This is a genomic window from Caballeronia sp. AZ1_KS37 (genome assembly GCF_023631165.1).
Classification (GTDB): domain Bacteria; phylum Pseudomonadota; class Gammaproteobacteria; order Burkholderiales; family Burkholderiaceae; genus Caballeronia; species Caballeronia zhejiangensis.
Window position 1 is genome coordinate 67,295 of record NZ_JALQDP010000033.1, and the last position, 20,453, is coordinate 87,747.

A 20,453-nucleotide genomic window follows, 5' to 3' on the forward strand; every position below is an offset into this window, starting at 1 on the left:
CCGATTTTCGGAATTCGCCCATCCGCAGGAGGCGTACATGCGACACACCGTCATCGGAGTTTTCGACACCTATGCACAGGCCGAGGACGCGCGCTCGGCCCTGATCGCCGCCGGCTTCCTGCGCGCGGATATCGAACTACAGGCCAATCCCAAGCGCGACGATGCAGCCGCGCCGTCCGACATGCCCGATGCCGTCACGCATCAGGAGCCGGGCGTGCTCGCCAACATCGAGCGCTTCTTCAGCATGCTCTTCGGCGGACGCGATCAGCCGCCGGAAGTCGCGCACTATTCCGAGGCCGTGCGGCGCGGTGCGATCCTCGTCGCCGTCGAAACGCCGAGCGTCGAGCAGGCCGACATCGCGCGCGCGACGCTGTCCGATCAGGGCGCGATCGATATCGATGAACGCGCGGCAAGCTGGACGACGCTCGAACACGGCACGTCCGCGGCGGCCGCCGATGACCGCGATCATTCGGTGCTCGACGAACTGGGCCTCGGACGCGGCAGCGCGGTGCCGGGACGCGAGCCGGTGAACGATCCCGACCAGACGCCGTCGCGTGCGCGGGCTTATCCGCACGCCGATGTCGGCGATCCGGCCGCGCTGACGCCGCGCGATTACGTCAGCGATCCCGCCGACGATCCGCTGATGCCGCGCGGCGGCATGTCGCAATCGCAGTCCCAATCCCAGTCGATGACGAGCGACGCCGAACGCACCGCCCGCGATCCGCTCGCCGGTCGCGACCCGGTCACGGGCCGGGATTCGTACGCGACGACCGGCGCCGATCCGCTCGCCGATCCGCTCGCCGGGACGCCCGCCGATCCGCTCGCGGCGCGCACCGAACTCGCGGGCGATTCGCTATCGGAGCGCGACGCCATCGCGGGCCGCGATCCGCTGCGCACGACCGGCGCGGTGCCGCCCGAGCGCGCTCCGTTGCCCGGCGTGCGTACCGACACGGCGTCCGAATGGCGCTCCGTCGAACCGTTGAGCCCGCTCGACGAACCCGCGACGCCGTCTCAGGCGGGCGCGGCGCGCGCGGCGGGATCGTCGCCCGATCCGGTTGTCGCTTCGGCGGGAACGCAGGCGGGCGGGCCGGTCGGACCCATCGGAAATCCGCAAAACGTGCCCAATGAATTCATGGAGTACGAAGACGACTTCCGCGCCGATTACGCATCGAAGTATTCGGCGACGGGCGAGCCTTACGAGGACTATCAGGGCGCGTATCGCTACGGCGCGACGCTCGGCAACGACGATCGATTCCGCAGCCGCACCTGGGACGATCAGATGGAATACGAAACGCGCCGCGACTGGGAGAGCAAGCACCCCGAAGGCGATACGTGGGAACGCTTCAAGGCGGCGATTCGTCACGGCTGGGATCGTGTGACGGGACATCATCACGTCTGAGTTCCGAGCCGCTCACGACAACGGCCCGCTTGCGCGGGCCGTCTTTTCGTGTGAACGGTGAGCGCTCAGGCCGCCCGATCCCGCACCCATGCGACGTACTTGTCCATGAACGTCTGCAGATATTTGCGCGTGTCTTCGCTCACGATATTGCCGTTTTCGTCGATGCGCTTTTCGTCGTGCTTGATGTACATCTCCGGCTGATTCATCAGCACGATGTCGAGGTACGCGCACACGCCGCGCAGATGCGACTGCGCGATCGCCGTGCCGATCGCCCCGACCGACGTCCCGATGATCGCGCCCGGCTTGCCGCCCCACGCGCTTTGTCCCCACGGACGCGAGCCCCAGTCGAGCGCGTTCTTCAGCACACCGGGAATCGAGCGGTTGTATTCCGGCGTGACGATCAAGAGGCCGTTTGCTTCGGCGATCTTCTGCTTGAACGTGCGCGCGGCTTCGGGAAAGTCGCTGTCGTAGTCCTGGCTGTACAACGGCAGGCTACCGATGTCGAGAAACTCGAACGAGAAATCGCCCGGCGCGAGCGACACGAGCGCATGCGCGAGCTGCTTGTTGAACGAACCCTGTCGCAGACTGCCGACGACCACCGCGATCTTTAAGGCCATGAGATCTTCCCCGTCAAAGGTATGAAAAGGCGGATGAAGCGTTCCGGACAACGCCGTCCTCGCGACGACGCGCGTGCACATGATAGGCGCATCGCGGGTCGGCCGTCTTCAATGCGCGCAGTCAATCGGGACTATTTTTGCGATGAATCGAGCAATGTACCTCGCGCCGCGCCACTACGCGGTTCACAGTGAGCTATCCCCATGGTTATCCACAGTTTCTGTGGATAAGTCGAGAGTAACTTTCATTCCGGTAATTTTCTGATTCAACCACGAAACAAAGCGCCCCAAGTCGCGCAAAAAGGTCGTACGAATCGGAACGCATCCTTGCTGATCGCGTAAAAATCTCCGCATTAAGTGAGCGATTACTTGCCATCGCGGGCCCGCATTCATCCACTCTGAACAACAATGTGTTGGCTCAATCAGTATTTTTGTCCAATAGGAATCCTCCTAGACTGCCTCTCAAGCGTCGGCCCGACGCACACGCATCCAGGAGATTCAAATGAAAAGCTCATTGATCGGCGGTCTCGTTTTGTCGGCGCTTCTCGCCACCGCGCCCGCTTTTGCGCAATCGACGCCTGTGGGCAAGACCCGCGCCGAAGTGAAAGCGGAGCTACAGAGCGCGCGTCGCGCGGGCGATCTGGATGCGGTCAACGCGCTGAGCTATCCGCAATTGCGTCCTTATCAGGAACGCCACGCACAGCTTCAGGCCGGCGTGCGCGACGGTTCCAGCGCGCACTGAACAGCAGCGATTTCGATAATCAGAGGAAGCAGTCTGAACTGGCCCTCCTCCACCGTCGGAATGAAGGTGGTTCGCCCGGTGCCCCCGCGCCGGGCTTTTTTTTCGCGGTCAGAGCAAAGCCACGTTCAGTACGCGTAGCCCGCGATGATGAGACCGAAGACCGGCAGCATGATGGCGAGCTCCGAGGGAAAAAGGTGAGACGTTTCGGGAGCCTCCCCACGGTGAGCCAGCCGATACAGCCGCGCCTCACTTATAGCCGGATCATCGGGATCGCGAAGCAATTTCGGCAGCTCAGTCACATTCTTAAGTGGACCACCCAAGCCATTGTTCTTTAACGCATTCGACTTGCTTGACCACGATGCGGCGCGGCATGTACTTCGAGCCGCCCGGTCATCGTTTCGAAACGCGCCGGCTTCGGCTATGCGACGCGCTCCGCTAAAGGTGAGCAGATTCGGGAGTCAGGAAAAGGCCTTGTCGCCAGGCCGCAGCCCAGGAATAAAACCCAGTCGGCACAGCTACTTGCGCTTCCCGCGGTTATTTACCCGCGTCATGGATACGCCTTGAGGTGAGGAAATTCGGGAGCCACTCGGCGGACGGAACGGCACTTGCTGCTCTGTCAGCCCTCGTACTTCTCACCCACCCCGGCAACATGACCATCAAAAGACCTTGGACATACGGCGCTGCGGCGCTGGCTCTGATCGGCGGCGTCGCGACGCTGGCTGCATGCGCGTCGAACGGGGCGCGCCCAAGCGGCAACGACAACGTGCCCGAACCGTCGAAGGCCGTCGACATCGATCGCTATCTCGGTCACTGGCACGAGTTCGCGCGTTACGAAAATCGCTTCGAGCGCAATTGCGAAGCCGTCACGGCGAACTACGCGCGTCGCGAGGACGGGCTCGTATCCGTCGTCAACGCGTGCAGGCAAGGCGGGCTGAGCGGTCCGTACCGGTCGGCGGAAGGACGCGCGAAGATCGTCCCCGGATCGAATGGGACGAAGCTGAAGGTGTCGTTCTTCGGTCCGTTCTATGTCGGCGACTACTGGATTCTCGATCACGCCGACGATTACACGTGGTCCATCGTCGGCGAACCGACCGGGCGTTATCTGTGGATTTTGACGCGCGAGGCGAAGCCTTCGGCGGAGTTGCGTCGCACGCTGATCGAGCGCACGCGCGCGCTCGGTTACGACGTCACGATGCTGCGCGAAACGCAGCAAGGCTGACTTTTCAGCTTGCCTTGCAAGCGACGAGCAGCGAGTTCTGATTGTTCTCGGTCGACTGGCCAAGCACGTCGTAGCCGTTCGGACAGAGCGCCTTCGCGTTGTCCGTGCAATTGCGCCATCCGCCGTAGGCGGGGCATTGAATCTGTTGCGTCGGACGCCCGTCGGCGGAGAAAAGCGGCGGCGCGCTGCTGCATCCGGCGAGCGCCCACGCGCTGCCCGCCAGCATGATCAAAAGGCCGAGTTTTCTGCCGAGTTCCGTCGCGCTTTTCATCCGCTACCCCTTTGATTCTTGGTCGTTATTTTTCGATTTCGGGAGTATGCCACGCGAAGCTTTCGCGACAATTCGCCTGTTCGCAAAAGTGCGTCAGACGGCGATGCCGAGCGCCGCGATCTTCTTGTACAACGTCGCCCGTCCGATGCCGATTTTCTCCGCCGCATCCGCGACCCGACCGCCGCTCGCGCGCAACGCATCCGAGAGAAAGCGCCGCTCGAAATCGGCCATCGCGTCGGCGTACGACACGTTCGGCGGCTCGTCGCCTTCCTGGGCGACGGGTTCGGCCTGCGCCGCGATCGCCACTCGCCCCGCATCGATGAACGCGGAGAGCGCGCGGGCGTCGATGTGCTCGGTTTCGGACAGCATCAACGCGCGTTCGAGCGTGTTGCGCAGTTCGCGGACATTGCCGGGCCAGGAATACGCCTCGAGCAGTTGGAGGCCATCTTTATGCAGCACGAAATGGCCGACGTGCCCCGGCCGCGTATCGGCGGACAGGTCTTCGAGGATCGCGTAAGCGAGCGCTTCGATATCGGCGAGCCGGTCGCGCAACGGCGGCGCGTGGATCGTCAGCACGTTCAGCCGATAGAACAGGTCCGCGCGAAAGCGTCCCGCCGCGACGAGCGCGGGCAGATCGGCGGAGGTCGCCGCGATGATGCGGACATCCGCGCGCACGATGCGATTCGAGCCGAGCGGCTCGAACTCCTTGTCCTGCAGCACGCGCAGCAGCTTGCCCTGAAGCGGCAGCGGCATATCGCCGATTTCGTCGAGGAAAAGCGTGCCGCCATCGGCGAGTTCGAACTTGCCGACGCGCCCTTTCCGCTCCGCGCCCGTGTACGCGCCCGCCGCCGCGCCGAAGAACTCGACTTCGAGCAGCGTGTCGGGGATCGCCGCGACGTTGACGGTCACGAGCGGCTTACCCGCGCGCGTCGACGCGCCGTGGATCGAATGCGCGAGCAGTTCCTTGCCGGTGCCGGTTTCGCCGAGCAGAAGCACGGGCGAATCGACGAGCGCCGCACGCCGCGCCTGACGTTTCACTTCGAGACTGACCGGGCTCGTGCCGACGAAGCTCGAAAACGTATACTTCGCGCGCCGCGCCTGCGCGAGCGACTGGCGCGTCGCGATCAGTTCCTGCTGCACGCGCGAGTAATGCGCGAACAGCGGCGTGAGCGCCTTCATCTCGTCGAAGAGCGCGAAGCCGATCGCGCCGACCGTCGCGCCCGAGTCGTCCTTTAGCGGCAGACGCGTGACGACGAGCGGCTCGCGATCCGTTTCCAGCACGTCGAGCAGAATCGGCTTGCCGGTCGCGACGACCTCGCGCATCAGGCTGTTCGGAATCACCGCTTCGCAGTCGAGTCCGATCGCGTCGAGCGGACGTCGAAGCCGAAGCGCGCCGCGTAGCGCTTGTTGATCCACACGACGCGCGCGTCCGCGTCGACGATGAAGGTGCCTTCGCTCAGATTCTCGAAGGTCTTGAAAAGCGACTCCATCGCGCGGCGCATCACGTCGCTGTAGTCCGCCGGCACGTTGATCCAGTCGTTGCGCATGGCGCCCAAAGTCTCCGTTTTCTCCATATCGAGACGACTATCTCAATCCGGAGACGCGCCCGCTATCCGCATCTGCACTAGTTCTCAATGCTGTATGCAGCTGTTTCGATAGACGAGGATGTCTCCTTTCGGAGACATTTTCCTGAAACCTTGCGATGTCATCTTCCCCTGATGCCTGTCGCGCCTGAGTTTCAGCACACTGGCACGGAAAGTGCATTTTGCACGCGCGGTGCGTTATCCATGCGCCGGCAGCGCTTCCGGAAGAGGCGCGCTGACAGTTTCAAAGAACAACCATCACGGAGACTCAATGTCGTTCATCATCGTGCTCGCCGCCCTGGCGTTCCTGATGCTCGCCGCCTATCGCGGCTACAGCGTCATTCTTTTTGCGCCGATCGCCGCGCTCGCGGCCGTCCTCCTCACCGATCCCGCTGCCGTCGCGCCCGTTTTCTCCGGCATCTTCATGGAGAAGATGGTCGGCTTCGTGAAGCTCTACTTTCCTGTGTTTCTGCTCGGCGCGGTGTTCGGCAAGGTCATCGAGCTGTCGGGATTCTCGGAGTCGATCGTCGCCGCAGCCATTCGATACATCGGCAAGTCGCGCGTGAATGCGGTGATCGTCGCGGTGTGCGCGTTGCTCACCTATGGCGGCGTGTCGCTGTTCGTCGTCGTGTTCGCGGTGTATCCGTTCGCGGCTGAGATGTATCGGCAGAGCAATATTCCGAAGCGTCTGATGCCGGGCGCGATTGCGCTGGGCGCGTTCTCGTTCACGATGGATTCGCTGCCGGGCACGCCGCAGATTCAGAACATCATCCCGACGACGTTCTTCAAGACGACTGGCTGGGCCGCGCCGTGGCTCGGCGTGATCGGTTCGCTGTTCATTATCGTCGTCGGCCTGGCGTTTCTCGAATGGCGCCGGCGCTCGGCGATGGCCAAGGGCGAAGGCTACGGCACGTCGCTCGTGAATGAGCCGGAGCGTGTGGAATCGACGTCGCTGCCGAATCCGATGCTCGCGATCGCGCCGCTGATTCTCGTCGGCGTTGCCAACTTCGCGCTGACGAAGTGGATTCCGACGTGGTATGGCGCGAGCTATACCGTGCCGCCGGAAGTGCTGCCGGGCGTGCATGCGCCTGTCACGACGGCTGTCAAAACCGTCGTCGCGATCTGGGCGGTGGAAGGTGCGTTGCTGCTTGGCATCGTGCTCGTTCTGCTGACCGCGTTTTCGCGCGTGAAGGAGCGGTTCGCGGTGGGGACGCGGGCGGCCGTTGCGGGGGCGCTCCTCGCGGCGATGAACACGGCTTCCGAATATGGCTTCGGTGGTGTGATCGCGGCTTTGCCAGGGTTTCTCGTGGTCAGCGATGCGCTCAAGAGCATTCCCAATCCGCTCGTCAATGCGGCTATCTCCGTTTCGTCACTCGCGGGGATTACGGGGTCTGCTTCCGGCGGGATGAGTATCGCGCTTGCTGCCATGTCGGATACGTTTATCGCTGGCGCTCAAGCTGCACATATTCCTTTGGAAGTGCTGCATCGCGTTGTGGCTATGGCCTCCGGTGGTATGGATACGCTGCCGCATAACGGTGCTGTTATTACTCTTCTGGCCGTGACCGGGCTCACGCATCGCGAGTCTTATCGCGATATTTTCGCTGTGACCATCATCAAGACTTTGGCTGTGTTCTTTGTTATCGCGGTTTATTACGCGACCGGAATTGTTTGATTTTTTTCGGTTTACGCCGGATCCCGTTTTCTTAGTGGTCTATTAGCGTTGCCCCTGTGCGGGGCGGCACCTACTTTCTTTGCTGATGCAAAGAAAGTAGGCAAAGAAAGCAGCTTTTCAAGCCCGCGGTCACACGCACGTTGGGTAGTACTCTCGTCCTAGGCGGCACTCGCCTAAAGAGTGCCCTCGAAGGACTAACCGGGCTTGGCTCGCGCACGGTCTGCCGCCCGAAACCGTTGAGAACGCTGGTTCAGCACGAAATGGCTTCGGCACAGCGCTACGCGCTGCCGCCGGGTCCGCAAGGGAAACCAACGTGAGGCAAGTGCAGTGAGATGGAGGCGTTAGTGAAGAAGCGCATGCATCCCCGCTTGACCGGTCGGCCGCGAAGCGGGCTGGAGCTATTTCGTGCTGAACCAGTTTGTTATGTGGTGCGATGTTACAGACCGTGCGCGAGCCAAGCCCGATTAGGTGTTTGAGGGCACTCTTTAGGCAGCCCACGATGGACGAGAGGACTACCCAAATTGCGTGTGACCGCGGGCGTATCAGTAGCTGCTTTCTTTGCTTACTTTCTTTGCAGCAGCAAAGAAAGTGAGTGCCGCCCCGCACAGGGGCAGTGCTAATAGACCGACACGATCACGGGATCCGGCGAAAAAAAAGAAAAAACCCTAATTTACGCACAGCAAGCCAACACACCAAACTCCGCAGAACCCGATCAAAACCCCGGAAAGAAGGAAAAAACCCGCATATGACCCAAACCGCATTGAACAAAGCGCTCGCCGGCAAGACGGCATTGGTCACCGGCTCGACGAGCGGCATCGGCCTCGGCATCGCGACGGCACTCGCACAGGCAGGCGCGAATCTCGTGCTCAACGGTTTCGGCGATATCGAAGGCGCGCTGAAGCAGATCGAAGCCACCGGCGTGAAAGCGGTCCACCATCCCGCCGACATGACGAAGCCCGAAGAAATCGAAGCGATGATCGCCTTCGCAAACGAGCAATTCGGCGCCGTCGATGTCCTCGTCAACAACGCCGGCATCCAGCACGTCGCGACCATCGACGAATTCCCGGTCGATCGCTGGGACGCGATCATCGCGATTAACCTCAGCTCGGCGTTCCACACGATGCGCGTCGCGCTGCCGCAAATGCGCGCGCGCAACTGGGGCCGCGTCATCAATATCGCGTCGGTGCACGGGCTCGTCGGCTCGGCGGGCAAATCGGCGTACGTCGCCGCGAAACACGGCATTCTCGGCCTGACCAAAGTCGCCGCGCTCGAAAACGCCCGCACCGGCGTGACCGTCAACGCAATCTGCCCAGGCTTCGTGCTCACGCCGCTCGTGCAGAAACAGATCGACGATCTCGCCGCCCGCGACTCGCTCACGCCGGACGCGGCCCGCGCCAAGCTGCTCGGCGACAAACAGCCGTCCGCGCAATTCGTGACGGCGCAGCAGATCGGCGATATGGCCGTGTTCCTCTGCTCCGATGCCGCCAGCGAAATGCGCGGCTCGGCGCTGCAAATCGACGGCGGATGGAGCGCGCAGTAACTGACGCGCCCCTATCGGCGACAAATCGCCACACTTGAGCGTTTCAGTCGGATTCCCCTAAAGATTGTGGGGCCAATCGCCGTTATGTCCTTGTAATAAGACGCGCGCCGCCTTCGAAAAGCGGCGCGCGACGCGAAGAAGAATCAAGGACACCATGCGCAATAATCAGCCCGTAACCCAGCAAGAGTTCGAATTCCCCGCCTCGGCGATGCTCGTCTCCGCCACCGACCTTTCCGGCAACATCCAGTACTGCAATCCGGCTTTCGTGTCGGTGTCGGGCTTCTCGCGCGACGAGCTGGTCGGCCAGCCGCACAACCTCATCCGGCATCCCGACATGCCGCGCGAAGCGTTCGCCGATCTCTGGTCGACCGTGCGCGCCGGCCGCTCGTGGACCGCGCTCGTCAAGAATCGCCGCAAGAACGGCGATCACTACTGGGTGCGCGCGAACGTCACGCCGGTGATGGACCACGGCAAGGTCGTCGGCTATCTCTCCGTGCGCGTGAAGCCGACGCGCGATGAAGTCCGCGACGCCACCGCGCTCTACGCGCAGATCAAGGCCGGCAACGCGTCGCGACGCCTCGTGCGCGGCGCGCTCGTGAAGAACGGCATTGCGGGCAAGCTCGCGGCGCTCGCGAACCTGCCGGTGAGTTCGCGTCTCGCCACGGCTTTCGCCGCCGTGCCCGTCAGCATGCTGGTCGCGGCGCTGGCAGGATGGCGCGGCGCGCCGCCGCTGCCCTTCTGGATCGCGCTCGGCGTGAGTTCCGTTGCGAGCTTCGTGGGCTGGCTCGCGCTTTCGCGTCAGGTCGATGCGCCCGTCCGCACGATGTCCGGTTTCGCGGCGCGCATGGCCGCGGGCGATCTGACCGCCGACATGCCCGATGCGCGTCACGACGATCTCGGCGACGTGCAGCGCGCGCTCGGGCAGTTGAAGGCGAATCTCGCGGCGATCGTCTTCGACGTGCGCGGCCAGATCGGCGGCATGCTCGAGGCCGCCAACGAGATTTCGAGCGGCAACACGGACTTGTCGCGCCGCACGGAGATGCAGGCCGCATCGCTCGAACAGACGGCCGCGACGATGGATCAGCTCACGACGACCGTGCAAGGCAACGCCGACGCCACCGTGCGCGCGCTGGAAGTCGTCAAGGAAGCGCAGGCCGCGGCGGACGACGGCGGGCGCATCGCGAGCCAGGTCGAGCAGACGATGGCAGGCATCACGGCGGCGTCGCGGCGCATCGCGGACATCACCGATGTCATCGACGGCATCGCGTTCCAGACCAACATCCTCGCGCTAAACGCGGCCGTCGAGGCGGCGCGCGCGGGCGAAGCGGGCCGCTCGTTCGCGGTCGTCGCGACCGAAGTGCGCAATCTGGCGCAGCGCTGCGCGGCATCGGCGAAGGAAATCGAAGGCGTCGTCGCGACGAGCGTCGCGCAGATCGCGGAAGGCACGAGCCTCGTCGCGCGCACGACGAGCCAGATGCGCGCCATCGACGAAGCGGTGAACCGCGTATCGGCGATCATCATGGAAGTCGCGAAGGCGAGCGGCGAGCAGGCCGAGGGCATCGCGCAGGTGAATCAGGCGGTCGCGCATCTCGACGATTCGACCCAGCAGAACGCCGCGCTCGTCGAGCAGGCGGCGGCCACCGCGCAGCGCCTCGCGGAACGCGCGGTCGTGCTCGACGAAGCCGTGCGCCTCTTTACCGTGGCGAAGGCTTAGGATCGCTTGGTACTATCGGACATTGCCCACGAGGAGTGTCTCCGATGACCGCTGAGAACAATCGCACGGAAGAAGCGCGAGCGATGGAACGTATCGTCAACGCGACGCGCCAGGTTCAGTCCGCTTTCCTGGCGCTGCAAAAGCAGTTTCCGCCCGAAGGCGACGGCCGGCCTTCGCAGATGGCGCTGCAGACCTTCGACGCCGCGCTTCAGGAACTCGAAGACGCGCAAGCCGCCTTCGACACCATGCTCAACGATCTGTTCGACGGCAACCGCTAAATCGCCACGTTCTCGCGCGGGCCGTTCAGCGCGGTTTCATCGCCGGCGTCGTTGAGGCCCGCCCACGGCACGCCGTCGGCGGACTGGCGGCGCGCGGCGGCCACGCACGCTTCGACCAGCTCCCTGAACGACACCGCCGCCGAACTCGTACGCACGAGCACTTCGCCTTGCAGCGAACTTTCGGGGAAGATCAAGCCGACGATCAGTTCCGCCGACGGCGCGCGCTGATGCAGACGCCGCAGCAGGTTGCGCAGATACGGCGGCGACTCGGCGGCATCGAACGACACGACGCAGATGATCGTCACGCCGGCGAGATCGACCTCGCCGAAGCGTCCGCGCGAAAAGCGCTCGTAGCCCGCGAGGTCCGCGTACAGGCCGTGCTTGCGAAACAGCTGCACGGCGATGGTCGCCGCGAGATCGTCGAGCTCGCTTCTCCCCGCGATGCAGAGCACCGACGCCGTGTGGCCTTCCTTCTGCGCATCGAAGCGCGCGGGCGGCGTCTCGGGCGCGATGCGCGGCCCGTCGTCGGGCGATTCGAAACTCGCGGGCAAGTCCTCTTTCGGCGCGACGGTGACGGCCGTGTCCTCCGCATCCTCCAGCCCTTCGATGATGTCGAGCGCCGACTCGTTGATGCGCCGCAACTGATCCGCCGTGACGACGCCGCGCAGCACGTCGTTATGCGCGTAGCGCAAGCCTTCGAGCGCGACATCGTCGTAATACGCGATCAGAGAGCGTTCCTTGAGCAACGTCTCGGCCTGCACGAGCGCCTCGTCGGGATCGTTCGCGAGCAGGCGCTGATAGAAGTTCTCGGCGGGCGTGAGCGCGGGCCGGTCGCCGAACAGCACGTCGAGAAATTCGAGGCGATCGACATGGCGGCCGAGAATCACGAGGCAGAGCGTGAGCGGCGTCGAGAGCACGAGGCCGATCGGCCCCCAGATCCAGCTCCAGAAAATCGCCGCGACGATCACCGCGAACGGCGACAGGCCCGTGCTATGCCCGTACAGCAGCGGCTCGACGACTTGACCCGCGACGATGTCCGTCACGCCGAAGAGCACGATGGTCCACACGAGCATCGCCCAGCCGGGACCGACGGCCGCCGCGAACACGACCGCGACGATCGCCGCGATCCACGTTCCGACATACGGCACGAAGCGCAGAAGCGCGGTCATCACGCCGAAGAGCAGCGCGCCCGGCACGCCGATGATCGCGAGCCCGATCGAAATGACGATGCCCACGCCCACGTTGATGCCGAGCTGCGCGAGGAAGTAGCGCGACAGGCGCCGCGCGGCTTCGTCCATCGCGGTGGTCGCCCGATGCAGGTCGCGCGAGCCGAAAAGCCGTATCAGCCGGTCGCGCAGATCTTCGCGCTGAAGCAGGATGAACACCGCGACCACGAGCACGATGCCGGTGGTTTCCAGCGGACTGATGATCGGCGACAGAAAGCGCTGCGCGAGTTCCAGCGGCGTCGGCGTGGGCTCGTGCACTTCGACGGGCATCGGCTGGTCGATCGGCGAAGCGGCCGGATTGTCCTCGTTCTTCGGCTCCTGCTCGCGCGCGGGCGAAATCCGCTTCAGCGCGCGCGATGCGCGGCCGAGAAACTCATCGGCGCGGCCGACAGTCATCTTCTGCACGGAATCGATTTTGCGCTCGACGGCGACCTGATACTTCGGCAGATCGCCCGCGAGCTGCGCGACCTGAGCGCCGATCAGCGCGCCGACCGCCGTCAGCACCGACAGCGCGACCACTACGGCGACGATCACGGAAGGCACTTGCCCGAACCGCAGCCGCCGCAGGAAATCGACGAACGGCGCGAGCAGAAAGCTCAGCAGAATCGCGAGGATGATCGGGATCATCACCGCGCGGCCGAAGTACAGCGCGCAAATGACGATGACGCCTGTCACGAGCGACGCCAGCGCGCGCACGCCGGGCGCTTCCGGCGGCAGGATCTTCGCGGGTGGCCGGCGCGGCCCGGGTGCTTGCGGCATGGAAACGGCTCGCTTTTAGTGTGTGGTCGGCGTGGAACGGCCAGTGCGCAGGCCGGAGCAACGTTGCATTATGCAAGACGCGTGCCGTCGATAAGCCGTTCGCCGCGAATAAGGTGAGCGCCTCCGGGATTCAAATTCGGCTGCGATCGGTTCAATGGTGAGGCAATACGGGAGCGAGCGCGCCGGAACAAACGCTGGTCTGGTTGTAAGAAGGGTGATCGGCCAATGCACCGGCGCGCGGACTACACTGAATCACGCTCTGCATTGGAGTCCGCCATGAACGCGATCCGCGCTTCAGTCGTAGTCATATCGGCATTCGCCGTCACATCGGCGTTCGCGCAGCTTCATCCGAGCGCCGAAACCGACATGTACGCGCCGCAAAACAGCACCAAGCTCATGCCGAACGCGCCGCTCGGCAGTCAATACCCGACGCACGGCAACGCGCAGGCCGGCGAGCTCAATCTCAATCCGAGCGATCCGCGCGCGCAGCTCGTCAACGGCCTGCCGAACAACGCCAACAGCGGCGGATACGGTTCGCCGCTCGCCGGCAACAAGGCGAACGTGCCGCGCGGCGAATAAATGACGTGGGTCCGCGCACCGAAAGCGCGCTCACCATTCTCGTTTCGAGAATGGTGATTTGAAAATCGACGGGATTCTCCTCATCGCGGCAAGAACCGATACTCGATTCACAGGACGGGACGTCTCCCGGCCATCAACCGAATCAGGGAATCTGCCGTGAAGATCTATCACCATCCGCTGTCCGGGCACTCGCACCGCGCGCGTCTCTTCCTGAATCTGCTGGGCGTCGAACACGAAGAAGCGTTCGTCGATCTCGCCGCCGCCGCGCACAAGACGCCCGACTATCTGAAGCTGAACCGCTTCGGCCAGATTCCCGTGCTCGTCGATGGCGACACGGTTATCGCCGATTCGAACGCGATCCTCGTCTATCTCGCGAAAAAAGCCGGCAACACGAAGTGGCTGCCCGAAACGCCCGCCGAAGCCGCCGCCGTGCAGCGCTGGCTCTCCGTCGCGGCCGGGCAGATCGCGTTCGGTCCCGCCGCCGCGCGTCTCATCACCGTGTTCGGCGCGAAGTTCGACGCGAACGAAGTCATCGCCCGCGCGCACAACGTCCTCAAGGTGCTCGACGCGGAACTGGCGAATCGCGACTGGATCGCCGATATCGACGAGACCGCCGCCGCGCACCCGACCATCGCGGATGTCGCGCTCTACAGCTATATCTCGAGCGCGCCCGAAGGCAACGTCGACCTTTCCGCCTACGCGAACGTGAACGCGTGGCTGAAGCGCGTCGAAGCGCTGAAAGGTTTCGTTCCGTTCCAAAAGACGGCCGCGGGTCTCGCGGCGTAAAGTGAGCGCGGCGGCCGGCTCGCGCCGTGCCGCCGCGCCCGAATCGAAGAGGCATACGATCATGTCCGCTTCCGCGCTTGGCAATGTCAAACAGGTCGCCACGCCCTCGCCGTGGCATCGCGGCGAACTCGCCATTCAGAAGGCTTTCGGCGTCGACGAGCGCATGGACGGCGTCGGCCGGCGCGTCGTGCGCGATTACATGCCGGATCAGCATCGCCAGTTCTTCGGGCAACTGCCGTTCATCGTGGCCGGTTCCGTCGATGAACGCGGCGATCCGTGGGCGACGCTGCTCGCCGGGCATCCCGGCTTCATGCACGCGACCGATGCCAAAACGCTGTCGATGAGCCCCGCCCGCGATCCGCTCGATCCCGCCGACGCCGGCATGCACGATGGCGCGTCGATCGGCCTGCTCGGCATCGAAATGCACACGCGCCGCCGCAATCGCATGAACGGCGTGATTCATCGCGATGGCGCGAACCTCGCGTTCGACGTGGCCGTCGAACAGAGCTTCGGCAATTGCCCGCAGTACATCCAGTTGCGCGATTTCGAGTTCGTGCGCGATCCTTCCTTGCCGTCGCCGGTCGAGCCGCTCGAATCCGACGCCCTTTCGCCGCGCGCAAAAGCGATGATCGCGAACGCGGATACGTTCTTCGTCGCGTCGTATTTCGATCGCGAGGACGGGCATCGGCAAGTGGACGTGTCGCATCGCGGCGGCAAACCGGGTTTCGTGCGCCTGTCGGACGACGGCTCGCTCACGATTCCCGATTTCGCCGGCAATCTCTTCTTCAACACGCTCGGCAACATTCTCGTGAACGCTCGCGCGGGACTCGTGTTCGCGGACTTCGAAACCGGCGACATGATGCAGCTCGCGGGCGACGCGGAAGTGCTGCTCGACTCGCCCGAAACCGCCGCATTTCAGGGCGCGGAACGGCTGTGGCGCTTCACGCCGCGCCGCATCGTGTATCGCGCCGAGGCGCTGCCCTTGCGATGGAAAGCGCGCAGCGACGGCGCATCGCCCAATTCGCTGATGACCGGCGACTGGACGCAAGTGGCCGAGCGCCTGAAGGCGGCCACGCTCGCGAACGTGTGGCGCGCGTTTCGCGTGAGCAGAATCGTCGATGAGAGCGATGCGATCCGCTCGTTCCATCTCGAACCCGCCGATGGCGCGGGCATCGTTCCGCACAAGGCCGGTCAGCATCTGCCGATCCGCGTGACGCTGCCGGGCGAGGCGAAACCGCAGATTCGCACGTACACGCTGTCGGTCGCGCCGTCGGACGGCGTGTATCGCATCAGCGTGAAGCGCGACGGGCGCGTGTCGGCACATCTGCACGACACGCTGAAAGCGGGCGACGTCATCGAGGCGCGCGCGCCCGCCGGAGACTTCACGATCGATCCGTTCGAGCAGCGTCCCGCCGTGCTGATGGCGGCGGGCGTCGGCATCACGCCGATGCTCGCGATGTTGCGGCACATCGTCTACGAAGGCTTGAGGAAGCGCCGCGTGCGGCCGGTGTGGATGATCGTGTCGGCGCATTCGCTCGCGAGCCGCGCGTTCTCGCGCGAAATCGATGCGCTCGCGCAGAGCGCGGGCGGCGCGGTGACCGTGATCCGCGTGCTCAGCGACACGAACGGCGCGCAAATGGACCGCGATTACGACGTGTCCGGGCGCATCGACATCGATCTGCTGACGAGCCGTCTGCCCTTCAACGACTACGACTTCTATCTGTGCGGGCCGGGCGCGTTCATGCAGTCGATCTACGATGGCCTGCGCGCGCTCAATGTCGCCGATGCGCGCGTGCATGCGGAAGCGTTCGGTCCATCGGCGCTCAAGCGCACGGCGGATCGCGGCGCCGACGTCAAGCCGATGCGTCCCGCCGCGACCGAGTCCGTGAAGATCGAATTCCTGAAGTCGGGCGCGAGCGCGCAATGGCAGCCGGGCAGCGGCACCTTGCTGGAACTCGCCGAAGCGAGCGGTCTGTCGCCCGAGTTCAACTGCCGCGGCGGCACTTGCGGCACATGCCGGACGCGCATCGCGAAAGGCGCGGTGTCGTATGAAAGCGAGCCGGCGTTTCATGTCGGCGATGACGAAGCGCTGATCTGCTGCGCGATGCCCGCCGCCGAAGGAGACACGCTCGAACTCGATCTGTAACGATTGTGCCCCGCGCGCATATCCGTGAGAATGCACGGCATCTCAAGCCTGCATGTCTCGTGCTTTCCCATGGACCGTTTACAGGCAATGACGACTTTCGTCACGGTGGTCGAAACCGGCGGCTTCGCATCGGCGGCGCGCAAGCTCGACGTGTCGCCGTCGGTCGTGAGCCGCGTCGTGACGGAACTCGAAGAACATCTCGGCGTGCGCCTGCTCACGCGCACCACACGCGTCGTGCGTCTCACCGACGCCGGCAGCGGCTATTTCGAGGACTGCCGCCGCATTCTCGGCGAAATCGATAACGCCGAACTTTCCGCGACCGGCACGCATTCCTCGCCGCGCGGACTGCTTTCGATCACCGCGCCGGTGATGTTCGGCCGCCTGCACGTCACGCCGATCGTCCTCGATTATCTGGGCCGTTATCCCGAAGCGGACGCAAGCTGCTGGTTCGTCGATCGCGTGGTGAATCTCGTCGATGAAGGCATCGACGTGGCGGTGCGGATCGCGCAATTGCCGGACTCGTCGTTGCAGGCGATCAACGTCGGGCGCGTGCGGCGCGTGCTGTGCGCCTCGCCCGCTTATCTCGCGAAGCACGGCACGCCACGTCATCCGGACGATCTCGCGGAGCATGTCGTGATTGCGTCGACGGGTTCGTCGACGCCCCCGGAATGGCGTCTCTCCGATGGCGAGCGGCAGTTTCTCGTGCGCTCGCATCCTCGCCTGACGACGACCACCAACGACTCGGCCATCGCCGCCGCGCTCGCGGATTTCGGCATCGCGCGGCTCCTGTCGTATCAGATCGCGCAACACGTTGCCGACGGGCGTCTCGCAATCGTGCTGCCGGAGTTCGAGACGCCGCCCCTGCCGATCCATCTCGTGCATCGCGAAGGGCGTCACGTCACGCAGAAGGTCCGCGCATTTCTCGACCTCGCCGTGACGACGCTGCGCGCGAACGAATCGTTGCGCTGAGCGCGTTAAACAAACACGTCTTCGGTGACAAATCGTCCATCGCTCGCCGAATCGAACGGCCGTTAGCACGACTGCCGTGCAAAATGCCGGCAAAACATGCAACATAGCTGTCTCGAACGATCGCTTCGATCGCCGCGCTTTCGGCTTATCTGAACCCTTACCGGCTCACGCACCATGACGAATCCAACTTCTCCCGTGAATGAACGCCCGCTCGACATGATCATCTTCGGCGGCGGCGGAGACCTGGCGGCGCGCAAGCTGCTGCCGGCGCTCTACATGGCGCACACGCACTGCAACCTGCCCGCGGACACGCGCATTCTCGCCATCGGCCGCAAGGACTGGACGCGCGAGGATTACCTCAAGAATTTCATGGAAGAGCAGGCGCGCCCTTTCATCGATTCCAAGGTTTTCGATGCCCAGTCGTGGGACAAATTTCTCGCGCTCTTCGATTACGTGCGCATCGACGTCGAGAATCCCGGCGATTTCGAGCGTCTCGCACAGGCCGTGCGTCCTGGCTCGCAGCGCGTGCTGTATCTGTCGACGTCGCCGGAACTGTTCGTGACGATCTGCACCAACCTCGATAACGCCGGCATTCTCGACGAAAACGCCCGCGTCGTGCTTGAAAAGCCGCTCGGCCACGATCTCGCATCGGCGCGCGCCATCAACGATGCGGTCGGCAAGCACTTCAAGGAAGAGCAGATCTATCGCATCGACCATTATCTCGGCAAGGAAACCGTGCAGAACCTGATGGTGCTGCGCTTCGGCAACGCGATCTTCGGCCCGCTGTGGCAGGCGCCGTACATCAAGAGCGTGCAGATCACGGTGTCGGAGACGGTGGGCGTCGGCAGCCGCGCGGGCTTCTACGATCACACCGGCGCATTGCGCGACATGGTGCAGAACCACTTGCTGCAACTGCTTTGCATTGTCGCGATGGAGCCGCCCGTCTCGCTCGATCCGGACGCCGTGCGCGACGAAAAGCTGAAGGTGCTGAAGTCGCTGCGGCCGATGACCGTCGCCGATATCGCACGCGACACCGTGCGGGGCCAGTACACGGCGGGCGCGGTCGGCGGCGAGGCGGTGAAGGGTTATCTCGAAGAGCAGAACGTGCCCGCCGACAGCCGCGCGGAAACCTTCGTGGCGCTGCGCGCGCATATCAACAACTGGCGCTGGGCCAACGTGCCGTTCTTCCTGCGCACGGGCAAGCGCATGCAGAATCGCCGCTCGGAGATCGTCATCGACTTCGCGGACCTGCCGTTCTCGATCATCCCCGAAGGCCCGCGCCATTACGGCAACCGCCTGACGATCACGCTGCAGCCGGAAGAATCGATCCAACTCCAGATGATGGCGAAGGAACCCGGCAGCGGCATGCACATGCAGCCCGTCACGCTCAATCTCGACCTGCAGCAGGCCATGACGCAGCGGCGCGCGGAAGCGTACGAGCGCTTGCTCATCGACGTGATTCGCGGCCGCCTCACGCACTTCATGCGGCGCGACGAACTGGAAGCGGCATGGACGTGGGTGGAGCCGATTCTCAACGGCTGGAAGGAACTCGGCGACCGTCCGCGCGGTTATACGGCGGGAACGTTCGGCCCGGCCGCTTCGAGCGCGTTGATGGCGCGCGAGAATCTCGCCTGGGCGGAAGAAGCCTGATTCACCGCATCGCGGCGTGCGGCCCCCGTTTCGAGGCCCACGCCGCGCCCGCGGCCATCACCGCGGACAACACCACGATGCCCGCGAGAATGCCTTCGAGCCGCATCAGCGCGGGCATCGGGTCCGACGACCAATGGTGGTCCTGCACGAACACCATGATGAACGCGATGCTGAACTGCCGTCCGACATAGCTCGCGCCCTGCGTGCCCGTCTGCACATGACAGCCGATCCACACGCCCACGCATAGCGCGATCATGCAGGCGAACGCGTTGTCGCCGAGTAGCGGCAACAGCGCGAGACTCGCCGCGCCCGCCAGGAGACAGCCGATGAAACGCTGAATCATGCGCTCGGCGATCGGCTTTCGCGTCGGCTTGCCGAGCGCCGATGTCGGCAAGATCAGCACGGCAACCGCCGTCACCATCGCCTGCGCGAAGCCGGGCAGATTCCACGCATACGCGATCGCCGCGAGGATCATCACCGACCATGCGCCTTGCCACGCGAGCCGCTTGCGCATCGCGAGCGCGGTCTGCTCGGCGCGCGCGAGGTGCGTCGCGTCGAGCGCCTGCACGGCGCGGGCGGCATCGGAAGGAATGACGGTGACGGTTTGCGCGTTGACGCCATCGACGCGATCCACGGTGGATGCCGCCTGCGCGCGCGGCACCGGCGGCGCGCCGCGCGACTTGCGATAGTGCTGCACGCCCGCATGCACAAGCGCCGACACGGCCACGCACGCGGCCGTCCCGACCATCACTTCGGCGACGCGCAAGAGCGCAAACGACGCCGTCGCCGCCGCGGATTCGAGCCGATGCGCCTCGAACGTGACCATGAGCGAGGTCACGCCGCCGAGCACCCACGCGTAGCCCGCATCGGAAACGAGCGCCCGATACACCGACATCCCGACGATCGCCCCGAGCAGCGGCACGAAGAGCCACGGCACGTCGCCGATGATCGGCCCGGCGACCGCGCCGATCAGCGCGCCGGCGATCGTCCCGACCACGCGATGCACGCCGCGTTGCGCGCACGCCGAGAATTTCGACTGCATCACCGCGAAGCCGCTGATCGCGGCCCACCAGATGTTGCTCAAATGGAAAGCGTAGGCGAGCGCGACGGCAAGTCCGACGGAAAGCATCGCCTGCGTGGCGAAGAGCGCACGGGCGGGCGTCGGCCTGATCGCGACGAGTTCGCGCCCGAGCGCGGCGAAGGCGTCGCGGACGATGTGGACGAACGCGGCTGCGGCGGTTTCGTGCGGGATCGGGCGGGCGCTTCGGGAAGAATCGTCGGTCGGCATCGTTCTCGCGATTGTTCG

General features: G+C 64.5%; 18 protein-coding genes. 12 read left to right on the plus strand and 6 right to left on the minus strand.

Annotated features, from left to right (window positions below; translation table 11 throughout):
• Positions 1-37 precede the first annotated feature (37 nt).
• Positions 38-1,399 (plus strand): hypothetical protein, encoded by a 1,362-nt coding sequence (locus tag NCS00_RS20170; RefSeq protein WP_250440824.1) that lies wholly within the window; start codon positions 38-40, stop codon positions 1,397-1,399.
• Positions 1,400-1,464: 65 nt separating this feature from the next.
• Here the strand turns inward: NCS00_RS20170 and NCS00_RS20175 are convergent, their stop codons facing one another.
• Positions 1,465-2,016, minus strand: coding sequence for an NADPH-dependent FMN reductase (locus NCS00_RS20175; RefSeq protein WP_008354262.1), 552 nt, complete (start codon positions 2,014-2,016; stop codon positions 1,465-1,467).
• 499 nt (positions 2,017-2,515) lie between these two features.
• Here NCS00_RS20175 and NCS00_RS20180 point away from each other — a divergent pair, with 499 nt between their 5' ends.
• Entirely contained in the window at positions 2,516-2,755 is a 240-nt protein-coding gene (locus NCS00_RS20180; RefSeq protein WP_008354261.1) for a DUF4148 domain-containing protein, read from the plus strand.
• Between the two features lie 649 nt (positions 2,756-3,404).
• On the plus strand, positions 3,405-3,974 hold the full coding sequence (locus NCS00_RS20185) for a lipocalin family protein (RefSeq protein ID WP_250440825.1): 570 nt from the start codon (positions 3,405-3,407) through the stop codon (positions 3,972-3,974).
• A 4-nt stretch (positions 3,975-3,978) separates the two neighbouring features.
• On the opposite strand, the gene NCS00_RS20190 is transcribed toward NCS00_RS20185, so the two are convergent.
• From NCS00_RS20190 to NCS00_RS33705, 3 genes are all read right to left on the minus strand, one after another.
• Entirely contained in the window at positions 3,979-4,245 is a 267-nt protein-coding gene (locus NCS00_RS20190) for a hypothetical protein (protein WP_250440826.1), read from the minus strand.
• 93 nt (positions 4,246-4,338) lie between these two features.
• Positions 4,339-5,586, minus strand: a complete 1,248-nt coding sequence (locus NCS00_RS20195; RefSeq protein WP_502801591.1) for a sigma-54 interaction domain-containing protein — start codon at positions 5,584-5,586, stop codon at positions 4,339-4,341.
• Positions 5,583-5,792 (minus strand): PAS domain-containing protein, encoded by a 210-nt coding sequence (locus tag NCS00_RS33705; RefSeq protein ID WP_502801592.1) that lies wholly within the window; start codon positions 5,790-5,792, stop codon positions 5,583-5,585. Before NCS00_RS33705 ends, NCS00_RS20195 begins: the two co-directional genes overlap by 4 nt.
• A 307-nt stretch (positions 5,793-6,099) precedes the next feature.
• On the opposite strand from NCS00_RS33705, the gene NCS00_RS20200 reads away from it, so the two are divergent.
• From NCS00_RS20200 to NCS00_RS20215, 4 genes are all read left to right on the plus strand, one after another.
• Positions 6,100-7,500, plus strand: coding sequence for a GntP family permease (locus tag NCS00_RS20200; RefSeq protein ID WP_008354257.1), 1,401 nt, complete (start codon positions 6,100-6,102; stop codon positions 7,498-7,500).
• A 745-nt stretch (positions 7,501-8,245) separates the two neighbouring features.
• Entirely contained in the window at positions 8,246-9,040 is a 795-nt protein-coding gene (locus NCS00_RS20205) for a 3-hydroxybutyrate dehydrogenase (RefSeq protein ID WP_008354256.1), read from the plus strand.
• A gap of 154 nt (positions 9,041-9,194) precedes the next feature.
• Positions 9,195-10,754 carry a methyl-accepting chemotaxis protein gene (locus NCS00_RS20210; RefSeq protein WP_250440827.1) on the plus strand — a complete coding sequence of 520 codons (1,560 nt, stop codon included), beginning with the start codon at positions 9,195-9,197 and terminating at the stop codon, positions 10,752-10,754.
• Positions 10,755-10,798: 44 nt separating this feature from the next.
• Positions 10,799-11,032, plus strand: coding sequence for a hypothetical protein (locus NCS00_RS20215; RefSeq protein WP_008354254.1), 234 nt, complete (start codon positions 10,799-10,801; stop codon positions 11,030-11,032).
• On the opposite strand, the gene NCS00_RS20220 is transcribed toward NCS00_RS20215, so the two are convergent.
• Entirely contained in the window at positions 11,029-13,017 is a 1,989-nt protein-coding gene (locus NCS00_RS20220; RefSeq protein WP_008354253.1) for an AI-2E family transporter, read from the minus strand. The genes NCS00_RS20215 and NCS00_RS20220 overlap by 4 nt on opposite strands.
• Positions 13,018-13,293: 276 nt before the next feature.
• On the opposite strand from NCS00_RS20220, the gene NCS00_RS20225 reads away from it, so the two are divergent.
• The 5 genes from NCS00_RS20225 to zwf all read left to right on the plus strand — a co-directional run bounded on the left by NCS00_RS20225 (position 13,294) and on the right by zwf (position 19,147).
• Positions 13,294-13,596 carry a hypothetical protein gene (locus tag NCS00_RS20225; RefSeq protein WP_008354251.1) on the plus strand — a complete coding sequence of 101 codons (303 nt, stop codon included), beginning with the start codon at positions 13,294-13,296 and terminating at the stop codon, positions 13,594-13,596.
• Between the two features lie 156 nt (positions 13,597-13,752).
• Complete coding sequence (locus tag NCS00_RS20230) at positions 13,753-14,382, plus strand: glutathione S-transferase family protein (RefSeq protein ID WP_008354250.1); 630 nt, start codon at positions 13,753-13,755, stop codon at positions 14,380-14,382.
• 61 nt (positions 14,383-14,443) lie between these two features.
• Complete coding sequence (locus tag NCS00_RS20235; protein ID WP_250440828.1) at positions 14,444-16,528, plus strand: 2Fe-2S iron-sulfur cluster-binding protein; 2,085 nt, start codon at positions 14,444-14,446, stop codon at positions 16,526-16,528.
• A 69-nt stretch (positions 16,529-16,597) separates the two neighbouring features.
• The gene (locus NCS00_RS20240; RefSeq protein WP_008354248.1) at positions 16,598-17,497 is read left to right on the plus strand and encodes a LysR family transcriptional regulator; all 900 of its coding nucleotides are present in this window, start codon (positions 16,598-16,600) and stop codon (positions 17,495-17,497) included.
• Positions 17,498-17,671: 174 nt separating this feature from the next.
• Complete coding sequence (gene zwf / locus NCS00_RS20245; RefSeq protein WP_033535836.1) at positions 17,672-19,147, plus strand: glucose-6-phosphate dehydrogenase; 1,476 nt, start codon at positions 17,672-17,674, stop codon at positions 19,145-19,147.
• 1 nt (position 19,148) lies between these two features.
• Here zwf and NCS00_RS20250 read toward each other — a convergent pair whose 3' ends face one another.
• On the minus strand, positions 19,149-20,435 hold the full coding sequence (locus NCS00_RS20250; RefSeq protein WP_175982347.1) for an FUSC family protein: 1,287 nt from the start codon (positions 20,433-20,435) through the stop codon (positions 19,149-19,151).
• Positions 20,436-20,453 lie beyond the last annotated feature (18 nt).